This window comes from Rhizobium sp. BK098, from assembly GCF_014193155.1.
In the GTDB taxonomy this organism is placed as follows: domain Bacteria; phylum Pseudomonadota; class Alphaproteobacteria; order Rhizobiales; family Rhizobiaceae; genus Rhizobium.
Genome location: NZ_JACHYY010000001.1, coordinates 389,734 through 407,864, shown reverse-complemented (window position 1 = coordinate 407,864; position 18,131 = coordinate 389,734). Strand labels below are relative to the sequence as shown.

At 59.1% G+C, this 18,131-nt stretch carries 15 protein-coding genes; 8 read left to right on the top strand and 7 right to left on the bottom strand.

Annotated features, from left to right (window positions below):
- Window positions 1–124 precede the first annotated feature (124 nt).
- Complete coding sequence (carA, locus tag FHT73_RS01965) at window positions 125–1,333, top strand: glutamine-hydrolyzing carbamoyl-phosphate synthase small subunit (protein WP_183710132.1); 1,209 nt, start codon at window positions 125–127, stop codon at window positions 1,331–1,333.
- Window positions 1,334–1,448: 115 nt separating this feature from the next.
- Here carA and FHT73_RS01960 read toward each other — a convergent pair whose 3' ends face one another.
- The 4 genes from FHT73_RS01960 to FHT73_RS01945 all read right to left on the bottom strand — a co-directional run bounded on the left by FHT73_RS01960 (window position 1,449) and on the right by FHT73_RS01945 (window position 5,991).
- Window positions 1,449–2,021 carry an EVE domain-containing protein gene (locus tag FHT73_RS01960; RefSeq protein ID WP_112334355.1) on the bottom strand — a complete coding sequence of 191 codons (573 nt, stop codon included), beginning with the start codon at window positions 2,019–2,021 and terminating at the stop codon, window positions 1,449–1,451.
- A gap of 92 nt (window positions 2,022–2,113) precedes the next feature.
- Window positions 2,114–3,514: an MATE family efflux transporter gene (locus FHT73_RS01955; RefSeq protein ID WP_183709524.1), complete on the bottom strand. Its 1,401-nt coding sequence runs from the start codon at window positions 3,512–3,514 to the stop codon at window positions 2,114–2,116.
- Window positions 3,515–3,662: 148 nt separating this feature from the next.
- Window positions 3,663–4,919, bottom strand: coding sequence for a TCR/Tet family MFS transporter (locus FHT73_RS01950; RefSeq protein ID WP_183709522.1), 1,257 nt, complete (start codon window positions 4,917–4,919; stop codon window positions 3,663–3,665).
- A gap of 160 nt (window positions 4,920–5,079) precedes the next feature.
- The gene (locus tag FHT73_RS01945) at window positions 5,080–5,991 is read right to left on the bottom strand and encodes a LysR family transcriptional regulator (protein WP_183709520.1); all 912 of its coding nucleotides are present in this window, start codon (window positions 5,989–5,991) and stop codon (window positions 5,080–5,082) included.
- A gap of 123 nt (window positions 5,992–6,114) precedes the next feature.
- Here FHT73_RS01945 and FHT73_RS01940 point away from each other — a divergent pair, with 123 nt between their 5' ends.
- Complete coding sequence (locus FHT73_RS01940) at window positions 6,115–7,107, top strand: aldo/keto reductase (RefSeq protein WP_183709518.1); 993 nt, start codon at window positions 6,115–6,117, stop codon at window positions 7,105–7,107.
- A 49-nt stretch (window positions 7,108–7,156) separates the two neighbouring features.
- On the opposite strand, the gene FHT73_RS01935 is transcribed toward FHT73_RS01940, so the two are convergent.
- Both FHT73_RS01935 and FHT73_RS01930 read right to left on the bottom strand, forming a co-directional pair.
- Entirely contained in the window at window positions 7,157–8,077 is a 921-nt protein-coding gene (locus tag FHT73_RS01935; RefSeq protein WP_112334351.1) for a neutral zinc metallopeptidase, read from the bottom strand.
- A gap of 93 nt (window positions 8,078–8,170) precedes the next feature.
- Window positions 8,171–8,662: a DUF2306 domain-containing protein gene (locus FHT73_RS01930; protein WP_112334350.1), complete on the bottom strand. Its 492-nt coding sequence runs from the start codon at window positions 8,660–8,662 to the stop codon at window positions 8,171–8,173.
- An 86-nt stretch (window positions 8,663–8,748) separates the two neighbouring features.
- Between FHT73_RS01930 and FHT73_RS01925 the strand changes: the two genes are divergently transcribed.
- The 6 genes from FHT73_RS01925 (at window position 8,749) to FHT73_RS01900 (ending at window position 17,176) form a co-directional block, all read left to right on the top strand.
- A complete protein-coding gene (locus tag FHT73_RS01925; RefSeq protein WP_183709516.1) occupies window positions 8,749–9,573 on the top strand; it encodes a LytTR family DNA-binding domain-containing protein in 825 nt (274 codons plus the stop codon).
- A gap of 319 nt (window positions 9,574–9,892) precedes the next feature.
- Window positions 9,893–10,462 carry a DUF1190 domain-containing protein gene (locus FHT73_RS01920; protein ID WP_162708022.1) on the top strand — a complete coding sequence of 190 codons (570 nt, stop codon included), beginning with the start codon at window positions 9,893–9,895 and terminating at the stop codon, window positions 10,460–10,462.
- Window positions 10,463–10,473: 11 nt separating this feature from the next.
- Window positions 10,474–11,643 (top strand): glutathionylspermidine synthase family protein, encoded by a 1,170-nt coding sequence (locus FHT73_RS01915; RefSeq protein ID WP_183709514.1) that lies wholly within the window; start codon window positions 10,474–10,476, stop codon window positions 11,641–11,643.
- Window positions 11,644–11,875: 232 nt separating this feature from the next.
- Window positions 11,876–15,361, top strand: coding sequence for a carbamoyl-phosphate synthase large subunit (carB, locus tag FHT73_RS01910; RefSeq protein ID WP_112604987.1), 3,486 nt, complete (start codon window positions 11,876–11,878; stop codon window positions 15,359–15,361).
- Between the two features lie 252 nt (window positions 15,362–15,613).
- Window positions 15,614–16,090: a transcription elongation factor GreA gene (gene greA / locus FHT73_RS01905; RefSeq protein WP_015340574.1), complete on the top strand. Its 477-nt coding sequence runs from the start codon at window positions 15,614–15,616 to the stop codon at window positions 16,088–16,090.
- Window positions 16,091–16,096: 6 nt separating this feature from the next.
- Window positions 16,097–17,176, top strand: a complete 1,080-nt coding sequence (locus FHT73_RS01900; RefSeq protein WP_112604984.1) for a glycosyltransferase family 4 protein — start codon at window positions 16,097–16,099, stop codon at window positions 17,174–17,176.
- 9 nt (window positions 17,177–17,185) lie between these two features.
- On the opposite strand, the gene FHT73_RS01895 is transcribed toward FHT73_RS01900, so the two are convergent.
- Window positions 17,186–18,100: a glycosyltransferase family 92 protein gene (locus FHT73_RS01895; protein ID WP_183710127.1), complete on the bottom strand. Its 915-nt coding sequence runs from the start codon at window positions 18,098–18,100 to the stop codon at window positions 17,186–17,188.
- Window positions 18,101–18,131: the final 31 nt, after the last annotated feature.

Genomic DNA, 18,131 nt, shown 5'->3' with positions numbered 1-18,131 from the left:
CACATAAGATCGATAGGAAGATCTCAAGCCGCGACCTCTGTCGACGGCTGCATCTTGCTACAAACATGGCGGAACCGCCGGTCTCTTCAAGGCCGCGCCCGACGCCGGAAACGGGATGACGACTATGACCGCCACAGCCCCATGGACCACTGAAAAGCCGACTGCCCTCCTCGTTCTCGCGGATGGCACTGTGATCGAAGGCAAGGGTATCGGCGCGACCGGCAAGGTCCAGGCCGAAGTCTGCTTCAACACGGCGCTCACGGGTTATGAAGAGATCCTGACCGACCCCTCTTATCTCGGCCAGATCGTCACCTTCACCTTCCCCCATATCGGCAATGTCGGCACCAACGATGAAGACATCGAAGACCTGACGCCCGCCGCCCGCCACGGTGCCGTCGGCGTGATCTTCAAGGCCGATATCACCGACCCCTCGAACTACCGCGCCGCCAAGCACCTCGACCAGTGGCTGAAGGCGCGCGGCATCATCGGTCTCTGCGGCATCGACACGCGTGCGCTGACCGCCTGGATCCGCGAGAACGGCATGCCGAACGGCGTAATCGCTCACGATCCGAACGGCGTCTTCGACATCGAGCAGCTGAAGGCGGACGCCAAGGCCTGGAGCGGACTTGAAGGTCTTGATCTCGCCAAGGTCGCCTCTTCCGGCCAGTCCTCGCAATGGTCGCAGACACCCTGGGTCTGGAACGAAGGCTATGGCGAACTCGGCGCCGATGACGCCAAGTACCATGTCGTCTGCCTTGATTACGGCGTCAAGCGCAACATCCTGCGCCTCTTCGCCGGCCTCGATTGCAAGGTCACCGTCCTGCCGGCAACGGCTTCGACGGATGACGTACTCGGTCTCAAGCCGGATGGCATCTTTCTCTCGAACGGCCCCGGCGACCCGGCGGCGACCGGCGAATATGCCGTGCCCGTCATCAAGGATCTGCTGAAGACCGAAATCCCGCTCTTCGGTATCTGCCTCGGCCATCAGATGCTTGGCCTCGCCCTCGGAGCCAAGACTGCAAAGATGCATCAGGGCCATCACGGTGCCAACCATCCGGTCAAGGACCATACGACCGGCAAGGTCGAGATCGTCTCGATGAACCACGGCTTCGCAGTCGACTCGAAGTCGCTGCCTGAAGGCGTTGAGGAGACTCATATTTCGCTGTTCGATGGCAGCAATTGCGGTCTTCGCGTTTCCGGCAAGCCGGTCTTCTCCGTGCAGCATCACCCGGAAGCATCGCCCGGCCCACAGGACAGCCACTATCTCTTCCGCCGCTTCATCAACCTAGTGCGCGAAAAGAAGGGTGAAGAAACCCTGGCGGAGCGCACCTAATAAAGCCGACCATCTAATCGCATGAGAAAGCCTCGGATTGGTGCCAATCCGAGGCTTTCTTTTTGTGCATCAACCTGGGAGGTCTCTCAGCACATATGTTCATGCTTGCCGAAGCTCAGGCTTGCAGGCGGCGCTGCTTGACCACTTCGAGCTCGCTCATCAGGATTTCTTCGAGGAACTCGAAATCCGACTGCCCGAATTCAACGAGACCGAATCTCAGCTTGTAGCCCCAATTCTTGTCCTGGGTGAAATCAAGCCAACCCAGGAGAGGACGGAGCGGCTGTTCGGGCGCATCAAGCCAGTCCACATCCTTGCGATAGGCTTTTCCGCAACCCATCTCGGCCAGGTAAGGCTCACCCTCACGGACAAAACCGATGGCGGTGAAGCTCTGAAAGCCGTCCCTCTCGCCCATCTTCACTGAAGGGGAGTAGTAGACGATGCCATCGCCCGGCTTGATACGCTTCAAGGGGGCTCGCTTGCCGTGGTTCACCTGCATGAAGCCATGTTCACGCCCAATGCGTACATGCTCGGCACTGGCCACGGCCAGCCAGTAGGACTTCTGCTCCGGCTCCGGACGCCGGGACGACGTGTTGGCGTGTGGCAGGAGGCGTACGGCCGCCCCCCGATTGATCTGATCGTCCCGCGGGAAAAGCGCGGCATCACTAGGATTGCTTGCCTTGAAATTCATGGTCGTCTCCCGTCTCTGGTATGAGACAGATATAGACGATCATACTGTCAATTTTTGTCAGCAGTCTCGCAGGACGGGGATGACTCTCGCTATCAAGCGGCGGCAGCCTTCTCCGTCCGCACGAGAATGTAGAAGCGCGCGCAAAGCATCGCCGCTGCGGAGGCAAGGCCGAGCAGGAACCCAAACCAGATGCCGATACCGCCGAAATTCAGCGGAAACGCCAGCAACCAGGCGAGGAAGAAGCCGATTGGCCAATAAGCGATCAGCGCCAGGATCATCGGCACGCGTGCGTCCTTCAGCCCGCGCAGCAGACCGCTCGCAATCGCCTGCAGCCCATCAACGAGTTGGAAGAGGCCGGCCACGACGATCAGCGGTGCGGCAAAGGCAAGGACCTCAGGCGCCTCGGCCGAATGAACGTCAAGGAACCAGCTTGCCAGCCAGGAGGGTATAGTCGCAAACAGTATGCTGCCGCAAAGCGCGATGCAGCTCGAAAGGATGAGCGCGACGATGGCGGCGCGCTTCAGGCCGAAATGATCGCCCTGCCCGTGGGCGACGCCGACGCGCACGGTCGCCGCCTGGCTGAGGCCCAGCGGAATCATGAAGGCGATGGACGCCCACTGCAAAGCGATGCCATGCGCAGCAAGCTCGACGGTGCCGATCTGGCCCATCAGCAGCGATGCTGCCGTGAATAGGCTGACCTCAGCGAGAACCGTTACGCCGATTGGGAAACCAAGCCGGATGACATCCCATAAAGCATGCCAGTCGGGCCGCCAGAATCGCACAAAGATCTCGTAGCGCCGCGTTTCCTGGTGGGCTTGCACGTAACCAACGATGAACAGCAAACCGGCGGTCTGCACGGCGACCGAGACAATGGCCGCACCATGCAGGCCCATCGCCGGCAGGCCGAAATGGCCTAGCACCAGGATATAGGCAAGCACGGCATTCATCACCAACATGGCGATAGTCACTTTGAGGATAATGCCGGCGCGGCCGATGGCGCTCACCAGCGCCCGGATGACATTGTAGAGCAGCCCCGGCAACACGGCAAAGTGGCCGATGTCGATATAGCCGCTCGCCAATTTCGCGACATCGGGCTTCTGCCCCGCCGCGAGCAAAATCTCCTCGGAATAGAAGAAAGCCGGCTGCGCCAACAGCCAATAGGCCGTTACGACCCAGAGGCCCATGCGCAGCGCACGGCGCACCGAGGTAACGTCGCCTCTACCATAGGCCTGCGCCACCAGCGGCATGACTGCGATGGAAAAACCCGAACCGAAAACCAGGATCGTGAACAGAAACTGCGCGGAAAGCACCATTGCAGCCAGTTGTTCGGCACCGAGCCGGCCCACGATCATGACGTCAGTGGTGTTAATCCCGAGCTGCGCCAATTGCGCACCGATCAGCGGAATGCCCAGCGCAAGCGTTGCGCGCACATGTGCAGACCACGAATTATCATTGTCATGCGCGTAAGGGCGCACAGGTGCCGGCATATCCATAGCGAAGACTCGATCTTTAGAGTCGCGCAAACCGTCCTACCCAAGGGTGCGCGAGCCTGCCGCATTAACGCAACCTAGGTTAAAAAGCCAGCAGACAAGTCGATAATGCTAAAGAATTCATCAGAACATCAAAATATCTGATGATATTTTAGGCCGGTTCGCCCGCCTGCGATTGGGATACCGCTTTCGGCTCGGTCTTGCGGACCTTCGCCACGAGCACGACAAGGCCGGCGACCACCAGGATTGCGCTCATGATGAAGGGCGCACCAGCAAAAACGACGGGTGCGGTTGGCGCGGTATAATACTGGAACAGATACGGAAACAGCACCGGCCCAATGATGGCGGTTATACTCGTCAGGCTGCCGAGCACTCCCTGCAATTCGCCTTGTGCGGAAGGCGGAACCTTGCTGGCTGCAATGGAACGAAGCGGCGCGTCCGCGACATTTTCAATAACAGTCAGGACGATAACTGCGTAAACCATCCAACCTTGCCATGAAAAGGCGTAGCCGATCAGGCCGAGACCGGAAAACACCATTCCGAGCACTGCGGTCTTCCATTCGCCGAGCACAGGCACCAGCCGTGGCAATACGAGACCCATGGCGACGGCGGCACCTATCCCATAGACAGCGAGCGAGAAGCCGATCTGCCCCTCGCTCCAGTCATAGCGATAGGAGGTGACGAAAGCCCAGACCGCCGGGTAAACGCCATGCGCCAGCCAGTTCAGGAACATCACGACACAGACCCAGCCGATACCTTGGTAGCGGCGCATGTGCTTCAGCGCGCCGAACGGATTGGCGCGCGTGATCTCGAAGGGCCGGCGGTGTTTCGCGTCGAGCGTTTCCGGCAGCAGGAAATAGGCGCCGACGAAATTTAGGAACGCGAGAGCCGCCGCGCCATAGAAGGGCACGCGGGGACCGAACTCGCCCAGAAAGCCCCCGATGACGGGGCCAAGCACGAAGCCGACACCGAAAGCCATGCCGATCAGGCCGAAATTCTTCGCACGGTTCTCATCATTGCTGATATCGGCGATATAGGCGGAGCAGGTCGAGAAGCTTGCGCCGCTGATGCCGGCGAGGATGCGGCCGACAAACAGCATCCAGTATGAGCCGGCAATCGCACAGATGAAATTGTCGATCGCGAAGGTCAGCACGGAGGCCAATAGCAGCGGCCGACGGCCATAGCGATCGCTCAGATTGCCGATCAAGGGTGAAAACAGAAACTGCATGCCGGCATAGGCCAGCAACAGCCAGCCGCCCTCGGTCGCCGCCGTGCTGACCGAGGCACCCGTCAACTCCTCAAGATATTTCGGCATCACCGGCATGATGATCGCGATACCGATGACGTCGAGAAAGAGGATAAGGAAGACGAGGAACAGGCCTCGACGGGCGAATTTCTGATCGATCATGGAGATGCCTTCTGGCGGCTCCGCCTCGATGAAAGAGACAGAACGTGAACGAAAAACCGGTGCGTTCCCCATACATAAAGATTTTGGCGGAAACAATACGTGAACGCTTCAATCCTATTGATTTATCGAACGCTTTTTTTGATCCTTGGCACAAAAGCGACTATCTGTCGCGACCGCGCCGCTGTTCTCGATTGAGAAAGTCGACGAAGGCTCTAAGCGGTGCCGGCATATGGCGTCTGCTGGCATAATAGAGAAACGGGCCAGAAAAAGCCGTGTCCCATTCTTCCAAAATCGGCACCAATTCTCCGCTGGCAATCTGTGGCGCGAGGAATTCCTTGAATGTTCTGATGATGCCCAATCCAGCCGCCGCAGCGCTGCGCTCTATCTCGATCGAATTCGTCGCAACCACCATCGGTGGCGTAATGAAGATCGTCTCGCCGTTCCTTTCGAACTCCCAAGGCACCACGGATCCGCTTAGGAAGCGATGACGAATACAGCGATGCTCGAGTATATCGCCCGGATGTTGTGGCGTGCCGTTTGCAGCCAGATAGGCCGGCGCGGCAGCCGTGATATAATGCTGTTGCCGCGGCCCGATCGGCACGGCGATCATGTCCTTTTCCAGCCGCTCATCATAACGAATACCGGCATCGTAGCCGGCCGCTACGACATCGATGAAACTGTCCTCGGCGACGATTTCGACTGATATCGCCGGATACTCCTTCAGAAAGCGGCTGATGATGTCGGGCATGACGACCATGGCAGCGACAAGCGGCACATTCAGCCGCAAAGTCCCGCCGACGCTGTCACGAAAGCTGTTGATATCGTCAAGCGCCACAGAGATCTCGCTCATAGCGGGCGTCAGCCGCTCCATCAGCCGCTCCCCGGCTTCCGTCGGCGTCACGCTTCGGGTCGTGCGATTGAGCAGACGGACTGTCAGCCGTTCCTCCAGCCGCCGGACCGCTTCGCTTAATGACGAGGCGGAAACGCCGCGCTTGCGTGCCGCTTCACGAAAGCTGCGTTCGCGGGCAACCGCAGTAAAGGCAACCAGGTCTGCCAGTGGCAAGTCATCCATTGTGCGAAATTCCAAACGACCCGTTTCGATTTACCGGGATTATCGCACAGAGAGCAGCGGAGTAAAACATCATCACAGAGGCCTCTGGAAAAGAGGGGGCACCTTCGACCAAGGAGAGTAACGATGGAAAAACATCAACTGGGAAGAACCGGACCGCAGGTATCCACGCTTGGCCTCGGCTGCATGGGCATGTCTGGCATGTATGGGCCGTCCGATCGCACCGAAAGCATCGCCACCATCCATGCCGCGCTCGATGCCGGGATCAACCTGCTCGATACCGGTGATTTCTACGGCATGGGCCACAATGAGATGTTGATCGGCGAAGCGATCAAGGGGGTGAAGCGGGACGATTTCCTGCTGAGCGTCAAGTTCGGCGCGCTGCGCGATCCCGCCGGCGCATGGCTCGGCTACGACGCCCGGCCGGCAGCGATCCGCAATTTCGTCGCCTATTCGCTGCAGCGCCTCGGCGTCGATCACATCGATATCTACCGCCCTGCTCGCCTCGACCCGAACGTGCCGATCGAAGATCAGATCGGCGCGATATCGGATCTCATCAAGGCAGGCTACGTCAGGCATATCGGCCTGTCTGAAGTCGGCGCTGACACCATCCGGCGCGCCGCCGCCGTCCATCCGATCGTCGACCTACAGATCGAATATTCGCTGATCTCGCGTGGCATCGAAGACAAGATTCTGCCGACCTGCCGTGAACTAGGTATCGGTATCACCGCCTACGGCGTTCTTTCGCGCGGCCTCATCAGTGGCCACTGGCAGAAGGATAATGTCCAAAAGGGCGATTTCCGCACGATAAGCCCGCGCTTTCAAGCTGGAAACGTCGAAAAGAACCTGGAACTGGTGGAAGCTTTACGCCGGATCGCCGAGGCGAAGGGCGCAACCGTCGCCCAGATCGCGATTGCCTGGGTCGCAGCCAAGGGCAAGGATATCGTCCCGGTCATCGGCGCCCGTCGCCGCGACCGCCTGACGGAAGCCTTGGGAGCGCTCTCGGTTGAATTGTCGCAAGCCGATATGGCCGCGATCGAACGCGCGATCCCGAAAGACGCCGCTGCCGGTGGCCGCTACCCCGAAGCGCAGCTGACGCATCTCGACAGCGAGAAATAACCCGAAAGGCTTGCCCGCTCGCCGGCACCACGGCAGCGGGCAAGCAAGATCAGACCGGATTGTTCAGTGTATCGCAATCCGAGAGCTTGCCGGAATCGAAGCCCTGCTTGAACCACTTCATGCGTTGCGCCGAAGTGCCATGATTGAAGCTGTCGGGAACGACATAGCCCTGCGTGCGCTTCTGTAGCGTGTCATCGCCAATCTGCTGCGCGGCATTCAAGGCTTCTTCGAGATCGCCGGCCTGCAGGATGCCCTTCTGCTGGGTGAACTTGCCCCAGATACCGGCAAAGCAATCCGCCTGCAATTCGATGCGCACCGACATCTTGTTGGCGTCCACTTCGCTCATGGTGCGGCGGGCCTGGTTGAACTTCGGCAAGATTCCGAGCAGGTCCTGGACATGGTGGCCGACCTCATGTGCGATCACATAGGCTTGCGCGAAATCGCCGGATGCACCGAACTGGTCCTTCATCTGCTGGAAAAAGGCCATGTCGAGATAGACCTTCTGATCGCTCGGGCAATAGAAGGGGCCGGTCGCCGCCGAAGCCTGACCGCAAGCCGAAGGGAAGCTGCCGGAAAACAGCACGAGCTTCGGATCCGTATAGGTCTGGCCCATCGATTTGAAGATGCCGGTCCAGGTGTCCTCCGTATCGGCAAGAACGGTCGCGACGAACTGCTTCATCTCGTCATTGGCCGGCTGCCCGCCACTGCTATTGTTGGAAGTGCTCTGCTGATATCCGGAGCCGCCACCCTCCAGCATGCCGCTTTGCTGCAGTAGGCCGATGACATCGACGCCCATGGCCCTCAGGATCAGGAAGATCACGATAAGGACGATAATGGTGCGGAAGCTCAAACCGCCGCCGCCAATCCCTCCGCCCGGAAATCGAAAGCCGCCGCCACCGCCGCCGCTCATGGGTGATGAGCCGCGTTCGTCCTCAATATTGTCGGATTGCCGACGCCCCTTCCAATCCATAGTGCACCTCCTGGCGATGCCTAAAATCAAAGTCCCTTGAGGTATTTATATATCCAGGAAGTGTAACAAAGCCAGTTGGCTATCGACAGAACATTAGCTTAAACGGCGGCGCTGCCATATTTCTTTAGACATCAGCCATAAAAGCGCGATGACTATACCCGCCGCCACCAGAAACGGTGCCATTTCATCGCCGTCGAAGGCCACCTTGCTCATGATCCGCCCCGGAAGAAAGGTAAAAGCTCCGGCACCCACGATGCCACCGAAGTAAAGGCCTCTGACGATGCGTTTATGCGCGCCGATATCATGTTTGCGGGCATTGGCGATCGCTCCCCAGCAACCGAAGAGAACGAAAAGGGAAAGCAGGTGGATCGGGCTGAAGCCATAAAACATGTTGATCTGATGAATGAAGAAGCTCGAGAGCGCCGTGACGGCCATGAGAGCCAGCCATATCTTGCCGAGCACCCGGTGTATCGGCGTGCCCTTCGGCCTTGCGAGAAGATAGGCCCCCAACAATGCGGCCGGGACGACCGCCGCGACATGGATCTGGATCGCAATTGGTGCATCAAGAAGCGGCTCGAACGTCATGATTTCTATCCGGTTGAGTTTATCGAGCCTTTCCGTGATAGTGTCGTTCTCTCAACCGAAATTGCGCGAAAGAACGAGACATCTTCGTGGATCACACCTTTCTGCAGTCCACGCTTCGTGAATTGCAGGTCATCCAGCGTTCACCGCGCTTCTGGGCGACCTTCGTCACGATCGTCCTGATCTTTGCCCTGACCGGACCGTACGGCACCCTTGACCGGCTGATGCCGGGAGCAAGACTGGGCTACTGGCTTGCGCTTCATGCCATGGCATGGTCGATCGCGATCGTCTTCTCCATCGTCGCCGAGATCCTGCTGCGCGGGCAAATAGCAAGCATGTTCGCCAGGATGATGATCGGTTCCGTCGCCGCCGCATTGCCGATCGGCTTCGGCATCGCGCTCATCGACTTCGCATTCTTCGGCACATGGCCCACGGTAGCCGGCAGCCTGCATCAGTCCATCGGATCCATACCCCTCTGCGCCCTCTTCTGCATTCTCTCCTATATGACCATGCATCGGCAGATAGCGATCGCAGCCGGAGGAACAGATCTCGCGGAAGCGAAGACGATATCCGCCTCCGCACCTGAGATTCGGCCTGGAATACCGCAACCTCCGATTCTCTCGCGTTTGAAGCCGGAAAACCGTGGAGCGCTAATAAGGCTTACCGTTCGCGACCACTACACGGAGGTCGTGACGACACGTGGCCGTGAACTCATCCTGCTGCGCTTCAGCGATGCCCTGATGGAAATCGGCAATACCGAGGGTATCCGCCTGCATCGATCGCACTGGGTCGCGGCGGATCATGTTGCCGGCCTCAAACGCGACAACGGCAAGCTTTTCGTCGTCGCACGCGACGGAATGGAGATGCCAGTCAGCCGCTCTTATGCGGAAGCCGTTCGGCGTCGTTTCGGCTGATGGCTGCCGGATTATCACAGAACCGCTTCTGCTGGGCGGACCGGAGGCAAAGACAGCTCCCTCCAAATACATAGAGTCAATGCGACTTATGAAAGTTGGAAAGATATTCTTTACGGTCACAACCATTGATCTAAAAAAATCGGCCTAACTCGCGTCCGCATTCTTTAAATGCGGACGATTTGCACCTAACTCAGATTTCGCGCCCACATTCTTCACGTTGTATCTCTTACATAAGCGGACAACCGCGATGCCGTCAGGCGATCCTGAACGATGTGGGTGCCTTAACGCGCACCGCGCAGGGGGTTTTATGAAGCGATCGATGAGTGTGTCTTTGCTGCTCATGGGAACAGCGGCATTGACGAGCTGTGGCGAGAAGGAGGATAGGGTTCAAATTTACAAAGACGTCAATGCCTGCATTGCGGGTAAAGTCTTTTCCGCTGATGAATGTCGATCTGACTTTGCCTCGGCCGAAGTGGAACGCCAGCAGAATGCACCTGCCTATGAAACAGCCGCAAACTGCGAAAAGGACTATGGCGTCAACAATTGTCAGCCAACGACAAGCACGCATCAGTCCGGTATGGGTCACTTCATTCCCCTCCTGGCCGGTTATCTCGTCGGCAGCGCCGCCAGATCGTTTGATACGAAGGCGCTATATCAGCCGTTTGGGAGTACCGACTTTCGAACGGCGACCGGACGAAGCCTTGCCAATGGCATGCTGCTTGGAAAAACGAAATATGCTGAAAGAAAAGACGACAACACACAATCGTCTTCTTCCGGTGGCGGCGGTAGCGGTGGCTCTTGGGGAAAATCCTCCGAACGTGCCAGCCGTTCGAGCGGCGCAGTAGAACGCGGTGGTTGGGGCTTTCGTGGCTTCCATCTTTCGGGCTGACGGGTGAACGAATGAAACGCGTAGTGATGAACGAACGGCCGGATTGGACGGCCGACGCCGAAGCCTGCGGCTTCACCATACATTCCATGTACGGGCAACGCTATTGGGATGAGAGACACGCCTACGCTTTTACCCTGGAGGAAGTAGGGACGAAACTCGAAGATCCTTCTACCGAATTGCTCGACATGTGCTATGCGGCGGTCGAAAGGATCGCCTCGGACGAGGAATTGATGCGCCGGATGGCCATTCCCTCGGCCTATCATAATGCTGTACAGCGTTCCTGGCGCAATCACGAGCGTGACCTCTACGGCCGTTTCGACCTTTCCTATGACGGGAACGGTCCGGCAAAGCTTCTTGAATTCAATGCTGATACACCGACCAGTCTATTCGAAAGTGCTGTTTTTCAGTGGCGCTGGTTGGAAGATATGAAGCAGCGCGGCGAACTTCCCTCCTCGGCAGACCAGTTCAATTCGGTGCACGAACGACTGATCGATGCCATACGTATTCTTGCGGCACCTTCGGGGCACATGCACTTTGCCGGCATGCTGGAATCCGAAGAAGACCTCGTGACGTTGAACTATCTTGTCGACTGCGCCGCTCAGGCCGGCTGCAAGGCGAAGCTCATCGCCATGCCGGATATCGGCGTCGACGATGAGCATCGGCTGATCGACCTTCAGGATGAGCCCATCGACTGCCTGTTCAAGCTTTATCCCCTCGAAGACATGGTGCGCGAACCTTTCGGCCGCCATCTGCCGCTCACCCCGACGCGTGTCATTGAGCCGCTGTGGAAACTGACCTTGTCCAACAAGGGACTGCTACCGGTTCTATGGGATATGTTCCCCGGTCACGAAAACCTTCTGCCCGCTTATTTCGAGGACGATACGCGTATCGGCGATCTCGGCGTGCGATATGTCCGCAAGCCGTTGCTATCGCGCGAAGGCGCGAATGTAACGCTCGTCAATTACGAAGCCGGTGCCGGCATATATCAGGTCGAAGGACCTTACGGCGAAGAGGGATATATACGGCAGGCAATGCACTTGCTCCCCTGTTTCGGCGATGATTGGACTGTCATCGGCTCCTGGGTTGTCGCCGGCCAGCCAGCGGGCATCGGCATTCGCGAGGATGACACCCCCATCACCCGTGACACGTCCCGCTTCGTACCACATTATATTGAGGGTTAGCCGATCAACGAGGGTCCCGTCGCTGTCGCGCTTTCCCATTTGGCATATCATTTAACCGCCCCTGGGCGATCTTGGCAGAATTCATGTCGATTCCGCCATTTATGGGGTTCCGTTTGCAAATACATTTGCCTATAAGCCGCTTCTAGCCTGAAAATATTGCCCATAGCGCCCCCGGCCGGTGATCTCCCACCCTGGCCGGTTTTTGGCGCAACGAAAAAATGGATGTGAGCCCATGCCGAAGCGCCAAGATATCAAATCGATCCTCATTATCGGCGCAGGACCGATTGTTATCGGACAGGCTTGCGAATTCGACTATTCCGGCACGCAGGCCTGTAAGGCGCTCCGAGAGGAAGGCTACCGCGTCATCCTCGTCAACTCCAATCCGGCAACGATCATGACCGATCCGGGCCTGGCGGATGCGACCTATGTCGAACCGATCACGCCCGAGGTCGTCGCCAAGATCATCGCCAAGGAGCGCCCTGACGCGCTGCTGCCCACCATGGGCGGCCAGACCGCACTCAATACCGCGCTGTCGCTGAAGCGCATGGGCGTGCTCGACCGTTACAATGTCGAGATGATCGGCGCGAAACCTGCCGCCATCGACATGGCCGAAGACCGTGCCCTCTTCCGCGAAGCCATGGCCCGCATCGGCCTCGAAACGCCGCGCTCCATGCTGGCAAACGCCACAGACATCAAGGATGCCGACCGCAAGACCCACGAGGCCGAGCGCAGCAAGCTGAAGGCGCAGCTTACCGGCACCGAGCTCGACAAGGCACTCGACGAACTGGAAAACCAGTGGAACCTCGGTGAGAGCGACCGCAAGCAGCGCTATATGAGCCATGCGATGGCAATTGCCGCGCAGGCGCTCGACCATGTCGGCCTGCCCGCCATCATCCGCCCGTCCTTCACGCTGGGCGGCACGGGCGGCGGCATCGCCTACAACCGCTCGGAATTCTTCGAAATCGTCGGCGGCGGCCTCGATGCTTCCCCGACCACGGAAGTCCTGATCGAAGAATCGGTTCTCGGCTGGAAGGAATTCGAGATGGAAGTGGTCCGCGACAAGGCGGACAACTGCATCATAATCTGCTCGATCGAAAACATCGACCCGATGGGCGTTCATACCGGCGATTCGATCACCGTCGCCCCGGCTCTGACTCTGACGGACAAAGAATATCAGATCATGCGTAACGCCTCGATCGCGGTCCTGCGCGAGATCGGCGTCGAAACCGGCGGCTCGAACGTACAGTTTGCCGTCAACCCGAAGGACGGCCGCCTCGTCGTCATCGAAATGAACCCGCGCGTTTCGCGCTCCTCCGCGCTGGCCTCGAAGGCAACCGGCTTCCCGATCGCCAAGATCGCAGCCAAGCTCGCCGTTGGCTACACCCTGGACGAACTCGAAAACGACATCACCGGCGGCGCAACCCCGGCCTCCTTCGAGCCCTCGATCGACTACGTCGTCACCAAGATCCCACGCTTCGCCTTTGAAAAATTCCCTGGCGCATCCCCGGTTCTAACCACCGCGATGAAGTCGGTCGGCGAAGTCATGGCGATTGGCCGTACCTTCGCGGAATCGCTGCAGAAGGCTCTGCGTGGTCTCGAAACCGGCCTGACGGGCCTGGACGAGATCGAAATTCCCGGCATCGAGGAAGGCGAAGGCAGCCAGAATGCCATCCGCGCCGCCATCGGCACGCCGACGCCCGATCGCCTGCGCATGGTCGCCCAGGCGCTGCGCCAGGGCATGAGCGTCGAAGAGGTGCATGAAGGCTGCAAGATCGACCCCTGGTTCCTTGAGCAGCTGAAGAACATCGTCGACATGGAAAGCCGCATCCGCGAGCACGGCCTGCCGCAGGACGCCGCTAATTTGCGCATGCTGAAGGCCATGGGCTTCTCCGACGCCCGTCTGGCGACGCTGACCGGCAAGCGCCCGAAGGAAGTCGCCGAACTCCGCAATTCTCTGAATGTCCGCCCGGTCTTCAAGCGCATCGATACCTGCGCCGCCGAATTCGCCTCGCCGACGGCCTACATGTACTCGACCTATGAGACGCCCTTCGTCGGCGCTGCCCGCTCCGAGGCCCAGGTTTCCGACCGCAAGAAGGTCGTCATCCTCGGTGGCGGCCCGAACCGAATCGGCCAGGGCATTGAATTCGATTATTGCTGCTGCCATGCCGCCTTCGCGCTGAAGGATGCCGGTTATGAAGCCATCATGATCAACTGCAACCCGGAAACGGTTTCGACCGACTACGACACGTCGGATCGTCTCTATTTCGAGCCGCTGACGGCCGAAGATGTCATCGAGATCTTGCGTGCGGAGCAGGAAAAGGGCGAAGTCGTTGGCGTCATCGTCCAGTTCGGCGGCCAGACCCCGCTGAAGCTCGCCGAAGCGCTGGAAAAGAACGGTATCCCGATCCTCGGCACTGCGCCTGATGCTATCGACCTTGCCGAAGATCGTGACCGCTTCCAGAAGCTCCTGATGAAGCTTGATCTCAACCAGCCGAATAACGGCATTGCCTACTCCGTCGAACAGGCACGCCTCGTCGCCTCCGAAATCGGCTTCCCGCTGGTCGTGCGCCCGTCCTACGTTCTTGGCGGCCGCGCCATGCAGATCCTCCATTCGGAAGGCCAGCTGCAGGGCTACCTGCTCGACACGGTTCCGGAACTGGTGCCGGAAGACATCAAGCAGCGTTATCCGAACGACAAGACCGGCCAGATCAACACGCTGCTCGGCAAGAACCCGCTGCTGTTCGACAGCTATCTGACGAACGCCATCGAAGTCGACGTCGATTGCCTCTCCGACGGCACCGACGTCTACATTGCCGGCATCATGGAGCATATCGAAGAAGCCGGCATTCATTCGGGTGACTCCGCTTGCTCGCTGCCCCCTCGCACGCTCTCTCCTGTGATGATCGACGAGTTGGAGCGCCAGGCGAAAGCCATGGCCAAGGCTCTGAATGTCGGCGGCCTGATGAACGTTCAGTTCGCCATCAAGGACGACACGGTCTACGTGCTCGAAGTCAACCCGCGCGCCTCGCGCACGGTGCCCTTCGTCGCCAAGACCATCGGCGCGCCGATCGCCAAAATCGCCGCCCGCGTCATGGCCGGCGAAAAGCTGGATGCGACCTTTGCCGCCTATGGCGAAAAACCCGATCCGCGCAAGCTGAAGCATATCGCCGTCAAGGAAGCAGTCTTCCCCTTCGCCCGCTTCCCTGGCGTCGACACCCTGCTCGGGCCGGAAATGCGCTCGACCGGCGAAGTCATCGGCCTCGATACGGATTTCGCGCTCGCCTTCGCCAAGTCCCAGCTCGGCGCCGGCGTGGAACTGCCGCGTGACGGAACGGTGTTTGTCTCGGTCCGCGACGACGACAAGCCGCGCGTGCTGCCGGCCATCCGCATGCTGGCGGAACAGGGCTTCAAGGTGCTCGCAACCGGCGGCACCCAGCGCTTCCTCGCCGAAAACGGCATCGAGGCGACGAAGATCAACAAGGTGCTTGAGGGACGTCCGCATATCGAGGACGCGATCCGCAACCGTCAGGTCCAGCTCGTCATCAATACGACCGACAGCAACAAGGCGATCTCGGATTCGAAGTCCCTGCGCCGTGCGACGCTGATGCAGAAGGTGCCATACTACACCACCATGGCTGGTGCCGAAGCAGCCGCCATGGCGATCAAGGCGCTGAAGGCCGGAAACCTCGAAGTTCAACCGTTGCAGAGCTATTTCTGAAGCAGTTAATTCCGTAGTCAGGAGCGTGAGCGGGATAGCCGGCTCACCTTCGCTGCGCCCCCGCCAGCCGGTCGAATGGTCAAGGGCTTCAACAGGAGCTTGTCTTAAACCTTCGAATTTTCTGGCATTCGTCTGTCGCAATCTGCTATAGATGAGGGAATAACGGCTCTGGATGGTTCCGAAGTACCCCTTCGGGACCTGTTTTCTTTTGTGTCTGCAGCAGAGCAACACAGGGAGTGAAGGACAAGAAAAATGGTTGAAAAGGTACCGATGACGCAGAACGGGTTCGTCAAGCTGCAGGAAGAACTGCGCTGGCGTCAGCAGGAAGAGCGCCCGCGAATCATCGAGGCAATTGCAGAGGCGCGCGCCCATGGCGATCTCTCTGAAAATGCCGAGTACCATGCCGCCAAGGAAGCCCAGAGCCATAATGAAGGCCGCATCTCCGAGCTCGAAGATCTGACGGCGCGCGCCGAAGTCATCGATCTCACCAAGATGTCCGGCTCGAAGATCAAGTTCGGCGCCAAGGTCAAGCTGGTCGACGAAGACACAGAAGAAGAGAAGATCTACCAGATCGTCGGCGACCAGGAAGCCGACGTGAAAGCAGGCCGCATCTCTATCTCCTCCCCGATCGCCCGCGCCCTGATCGGCAAGGAAGTCGGCGATTCCATCGAGGTCAATGCACCCGGCGGCGCCAAGGGTTACGAAATTCTCTCCATCACTTGGGGCTGATCGCCCGTGCGCGATCGCGAGACAGCGCATGCGAGCGATCTCCGTGAGATCGAAATCATAGCAACGAACTTCAAACGCCGGCTTTCCGGCGTTACGTCTACGATCGTGCAACTGATCCCCAAGCAGGTCGAGCTCGGCTATCATATCGCCACACTCGGCCCCGGCCTGCCGGAGAGCCTGCCAAGGCTCGGCTGGCTCCGCCTGCCCGGTCTGTGGATGAAGCCGCGCCGCTATCGCGTCCGCATTTGGCATGCCCGCCGCAATAACGAAATGCTAGCGGGTTTGCTGCTGCGCTCCGTTCTGCGCATGCCTCTCAAGTTAGTCTTTACCTCGGCCGCCCAGCGCCGCCATACAGGCTATACGCGCTGGCTGATCCGCCGCATGGACGCGGTCATTGCCACCAGCACCCGCTCGGGCAGCTTTCTCGAGGTGCCGCACACCGTCATCCAGCACGGCGTCGACCTCAACAGCTTCCATCCGCCGGAAAAGCCTGATGACCGCATGGCCGCAACCGGCCTGCCCGGCACCTATCTGATCGGCTGCTTCGGCCGCGTCCGCCATCAGAAGGGCACGGATCTCTTCGTCAAGGCGATGATCGAGCTGTTGCCGCGCTATCCGGACTGGACAGCCGTCGTGTGCGGCCGCGTGACATCAGAGCATCGCGGTTTTGGCGACCAGTTGCAAAAGATGGCGGCGGATGCAGGCCTCACCGATCGCATCCGCTTCATGGGCGAAGTCGACGATATCAAGCCCTGGTATCGCCGCGCTACCCTCTATGTCGCCCCTTCCCGCAACGAGGGTTTCGGTCTGACGCCGCTCGAAGCCATGGCTTCCCGCACCGCCGTCGTCGCATCGGATGCCGGCGCCTATGCCGAAATGATCGTGCCGGGCGAAACCGGCGCCGTGGTGCCGGCGGGCGATGGCGAGGCTCTCACCAGAGCGATCGCCTTCTATCTGGCCAATCCGGAGGAAACGCTTCGCCAGGGAGAAAATGCCGTGCGCCATGTGCGCAGCGAATTCGCCCTGGAAAAGGAAGCGACCGCCATCGGCGACGTCTACAAGCGGCTGCTGGTCGCCAACAAGTGAGCGGATCAATCAGCGGCCGAGATCGATGCGCTTGCGCTCGATGAAATCGATCATCGAACGATCCTCCACCATGTCTTCCTCGATGCTTTTGACGATGGACAGGACCTTGTCCCGATATTTCGTCGCACTGCTGTCATAGGTCCAACCCCGCGCCAGCTTCTCCATCAGCTCCTGCCGGGACTTCGTATAATAGTGGTTCAGCTGCAGAAAACGGTTCGAATAGAACTCGGGCGACTTCCGCGCACGCCGGGTAAACCGCTTGCCCGCGTCATTGGCCGTCAGATCCCCGTGGGCCCGCGTCCGGAACTGGTGCACACTGACTTCGGTTACTTCACATGGATCGACGATACACTTGAAATTGCTGACGTTTTCCTTCGTCGTCATTGGATCGGCGCCGCGCATCGTATAATTCAACGTCAACGGTCCGTCCGACGGCATCTCATGGCCGCTGGTCGCAAACATATGCCAGGGCAGCGAGACATTCGGGAAATCGCCGACGGCTTCCAACGCCTGTTCGACCGTCGCAGCCTCCTTCGGCAGGAGGAATTCGTCCACATCGATAAACGCCATCCAGCGGTAGTCACCGCCAAAATTCAGGATGGCATGCGCGAAGGTAATGACCTGGCCGTTCAGTACCGCCGATGTCGCCGCATCGCGCATGCGCCCGGCCCAGGGAACAATCGTCAACGCATCTTCAGAGAGCAGGCTTCGAAGAAGCGAGCAGGTCTCATCCGTCGATCCATTATCATAGATATAGAAGTGACGAATGCCGACCGCTTGGTGGAAGCGCACCCATTCCTCGATATAACGAGCCTCGTTCTTCACACAGGCGGCAATGGCGATGCCATGGCGTCCTGCCCTTGGCTCGGGCGGTTCGATGGACAGCTTCTTGGCGTCGGACGCCTTGGGTTTTAGCCAGCGCATAAGCTTCATTCCATCGACCCTAATTTCAAAG

What these genes read in the sequence shown, in the direction of transcription:
- FHT73_RS01930 (WP_112334350.1), bottom strand. Translation starts at nt 8,662, where the DNA reads ATGACGTTCGAGCCGCTTCTTGATGCACCAATTGCGATCCAGATCCAT.
- carA (WP_183710132.1), top strand. Translation starts at nt 125, where the DNA reads ATGACCGCCACAGCCCCATGGACCACTGAAAAGCCGACTGCCCTCCTC.
- FHT73_RS01950 (WP_183709522.1), bottom strand. Translation starts at nt 4,919, where the DNA reads ATGATCGATCAGAAATTCGCCCGTCGAGGCCTGTTCCTCGTCTTCCTT.
- FHT73_RS01920 (WP_162708022.1), top strand. Translation starts at nt 9,893, where the DNA reads ATGAGTGTGTCTTTGCTGCTCATGGGAACAGCGGCATTGACGAGCTGT.
- FHT73_RS01895 (WP_183710127.1), bottom strand. Translation starts at nt 18,100, where the DNA reads ATGCGCTGGCTAAAACCCAAGGCGTCCGACGCCAAGAAGCTGTCCATC.
- FHT73_RS01955 (WP_183709524.1), bottom strand. Translation starts at nt 3,514, where the DNA reads ATGGATATGCCGGCACCTGTGCGCCCTTACGCGCATGACAATGATAAT.
- carB (WP_112604987.1), top strand. Translation starts at nt 11,876, where the DNA reads ATGCCGAAGCGCCAAGATATCAAATCGATCCTCATTATCGGCGCAGGA.
- FHT73_RS01940 (WP_183709518.1), top strand. Translation starts at nt 6,115, where the DNA reads ATGGAAAAACATCAACTGGGAAGAACCGGACCGCAGGTATCCACGCTT.
- FHT73_RS01960 (WP_112334355.1), bottom strand. Translation starts at nt 2,021, where the DNA reads ATGAATTTCAAGGCAAGCAATCCTAGTGATGCCGCGCTTTTCCCGCGG.
- FHT73_RS01935 (WP_112334351.1), bottom strand. Translation starts at nt 8,077, where the DNA reads ATGGATTGGAAGGGGCGTCGGCAATCCGACAATATTGAGGACGAACGC.
- FHT73_RS01915 (WP_183709514.1), top strand. Translation starts at nt 10,474, where the DNA reads ATGAAACGCGTAGTGATGAACGAACGGCCGGATTGGACGGCCGACGCC.
- greA (WP_015340574.1), top strand. Translation starts at nt 15,614, where the DNA reads ATGGTTGAAAAGGTACCGATGACGCAGAACGGGTTCGTCAAGCTGCAG.
- FHT73_RS01945 (WP_183709520.1), bottom strand. Translation starts at nt 5,991, where the DNA reads ATGGATGACTTGCCACTGGCAGACCTGGTTGCCTTTACTGCGGTTGCC.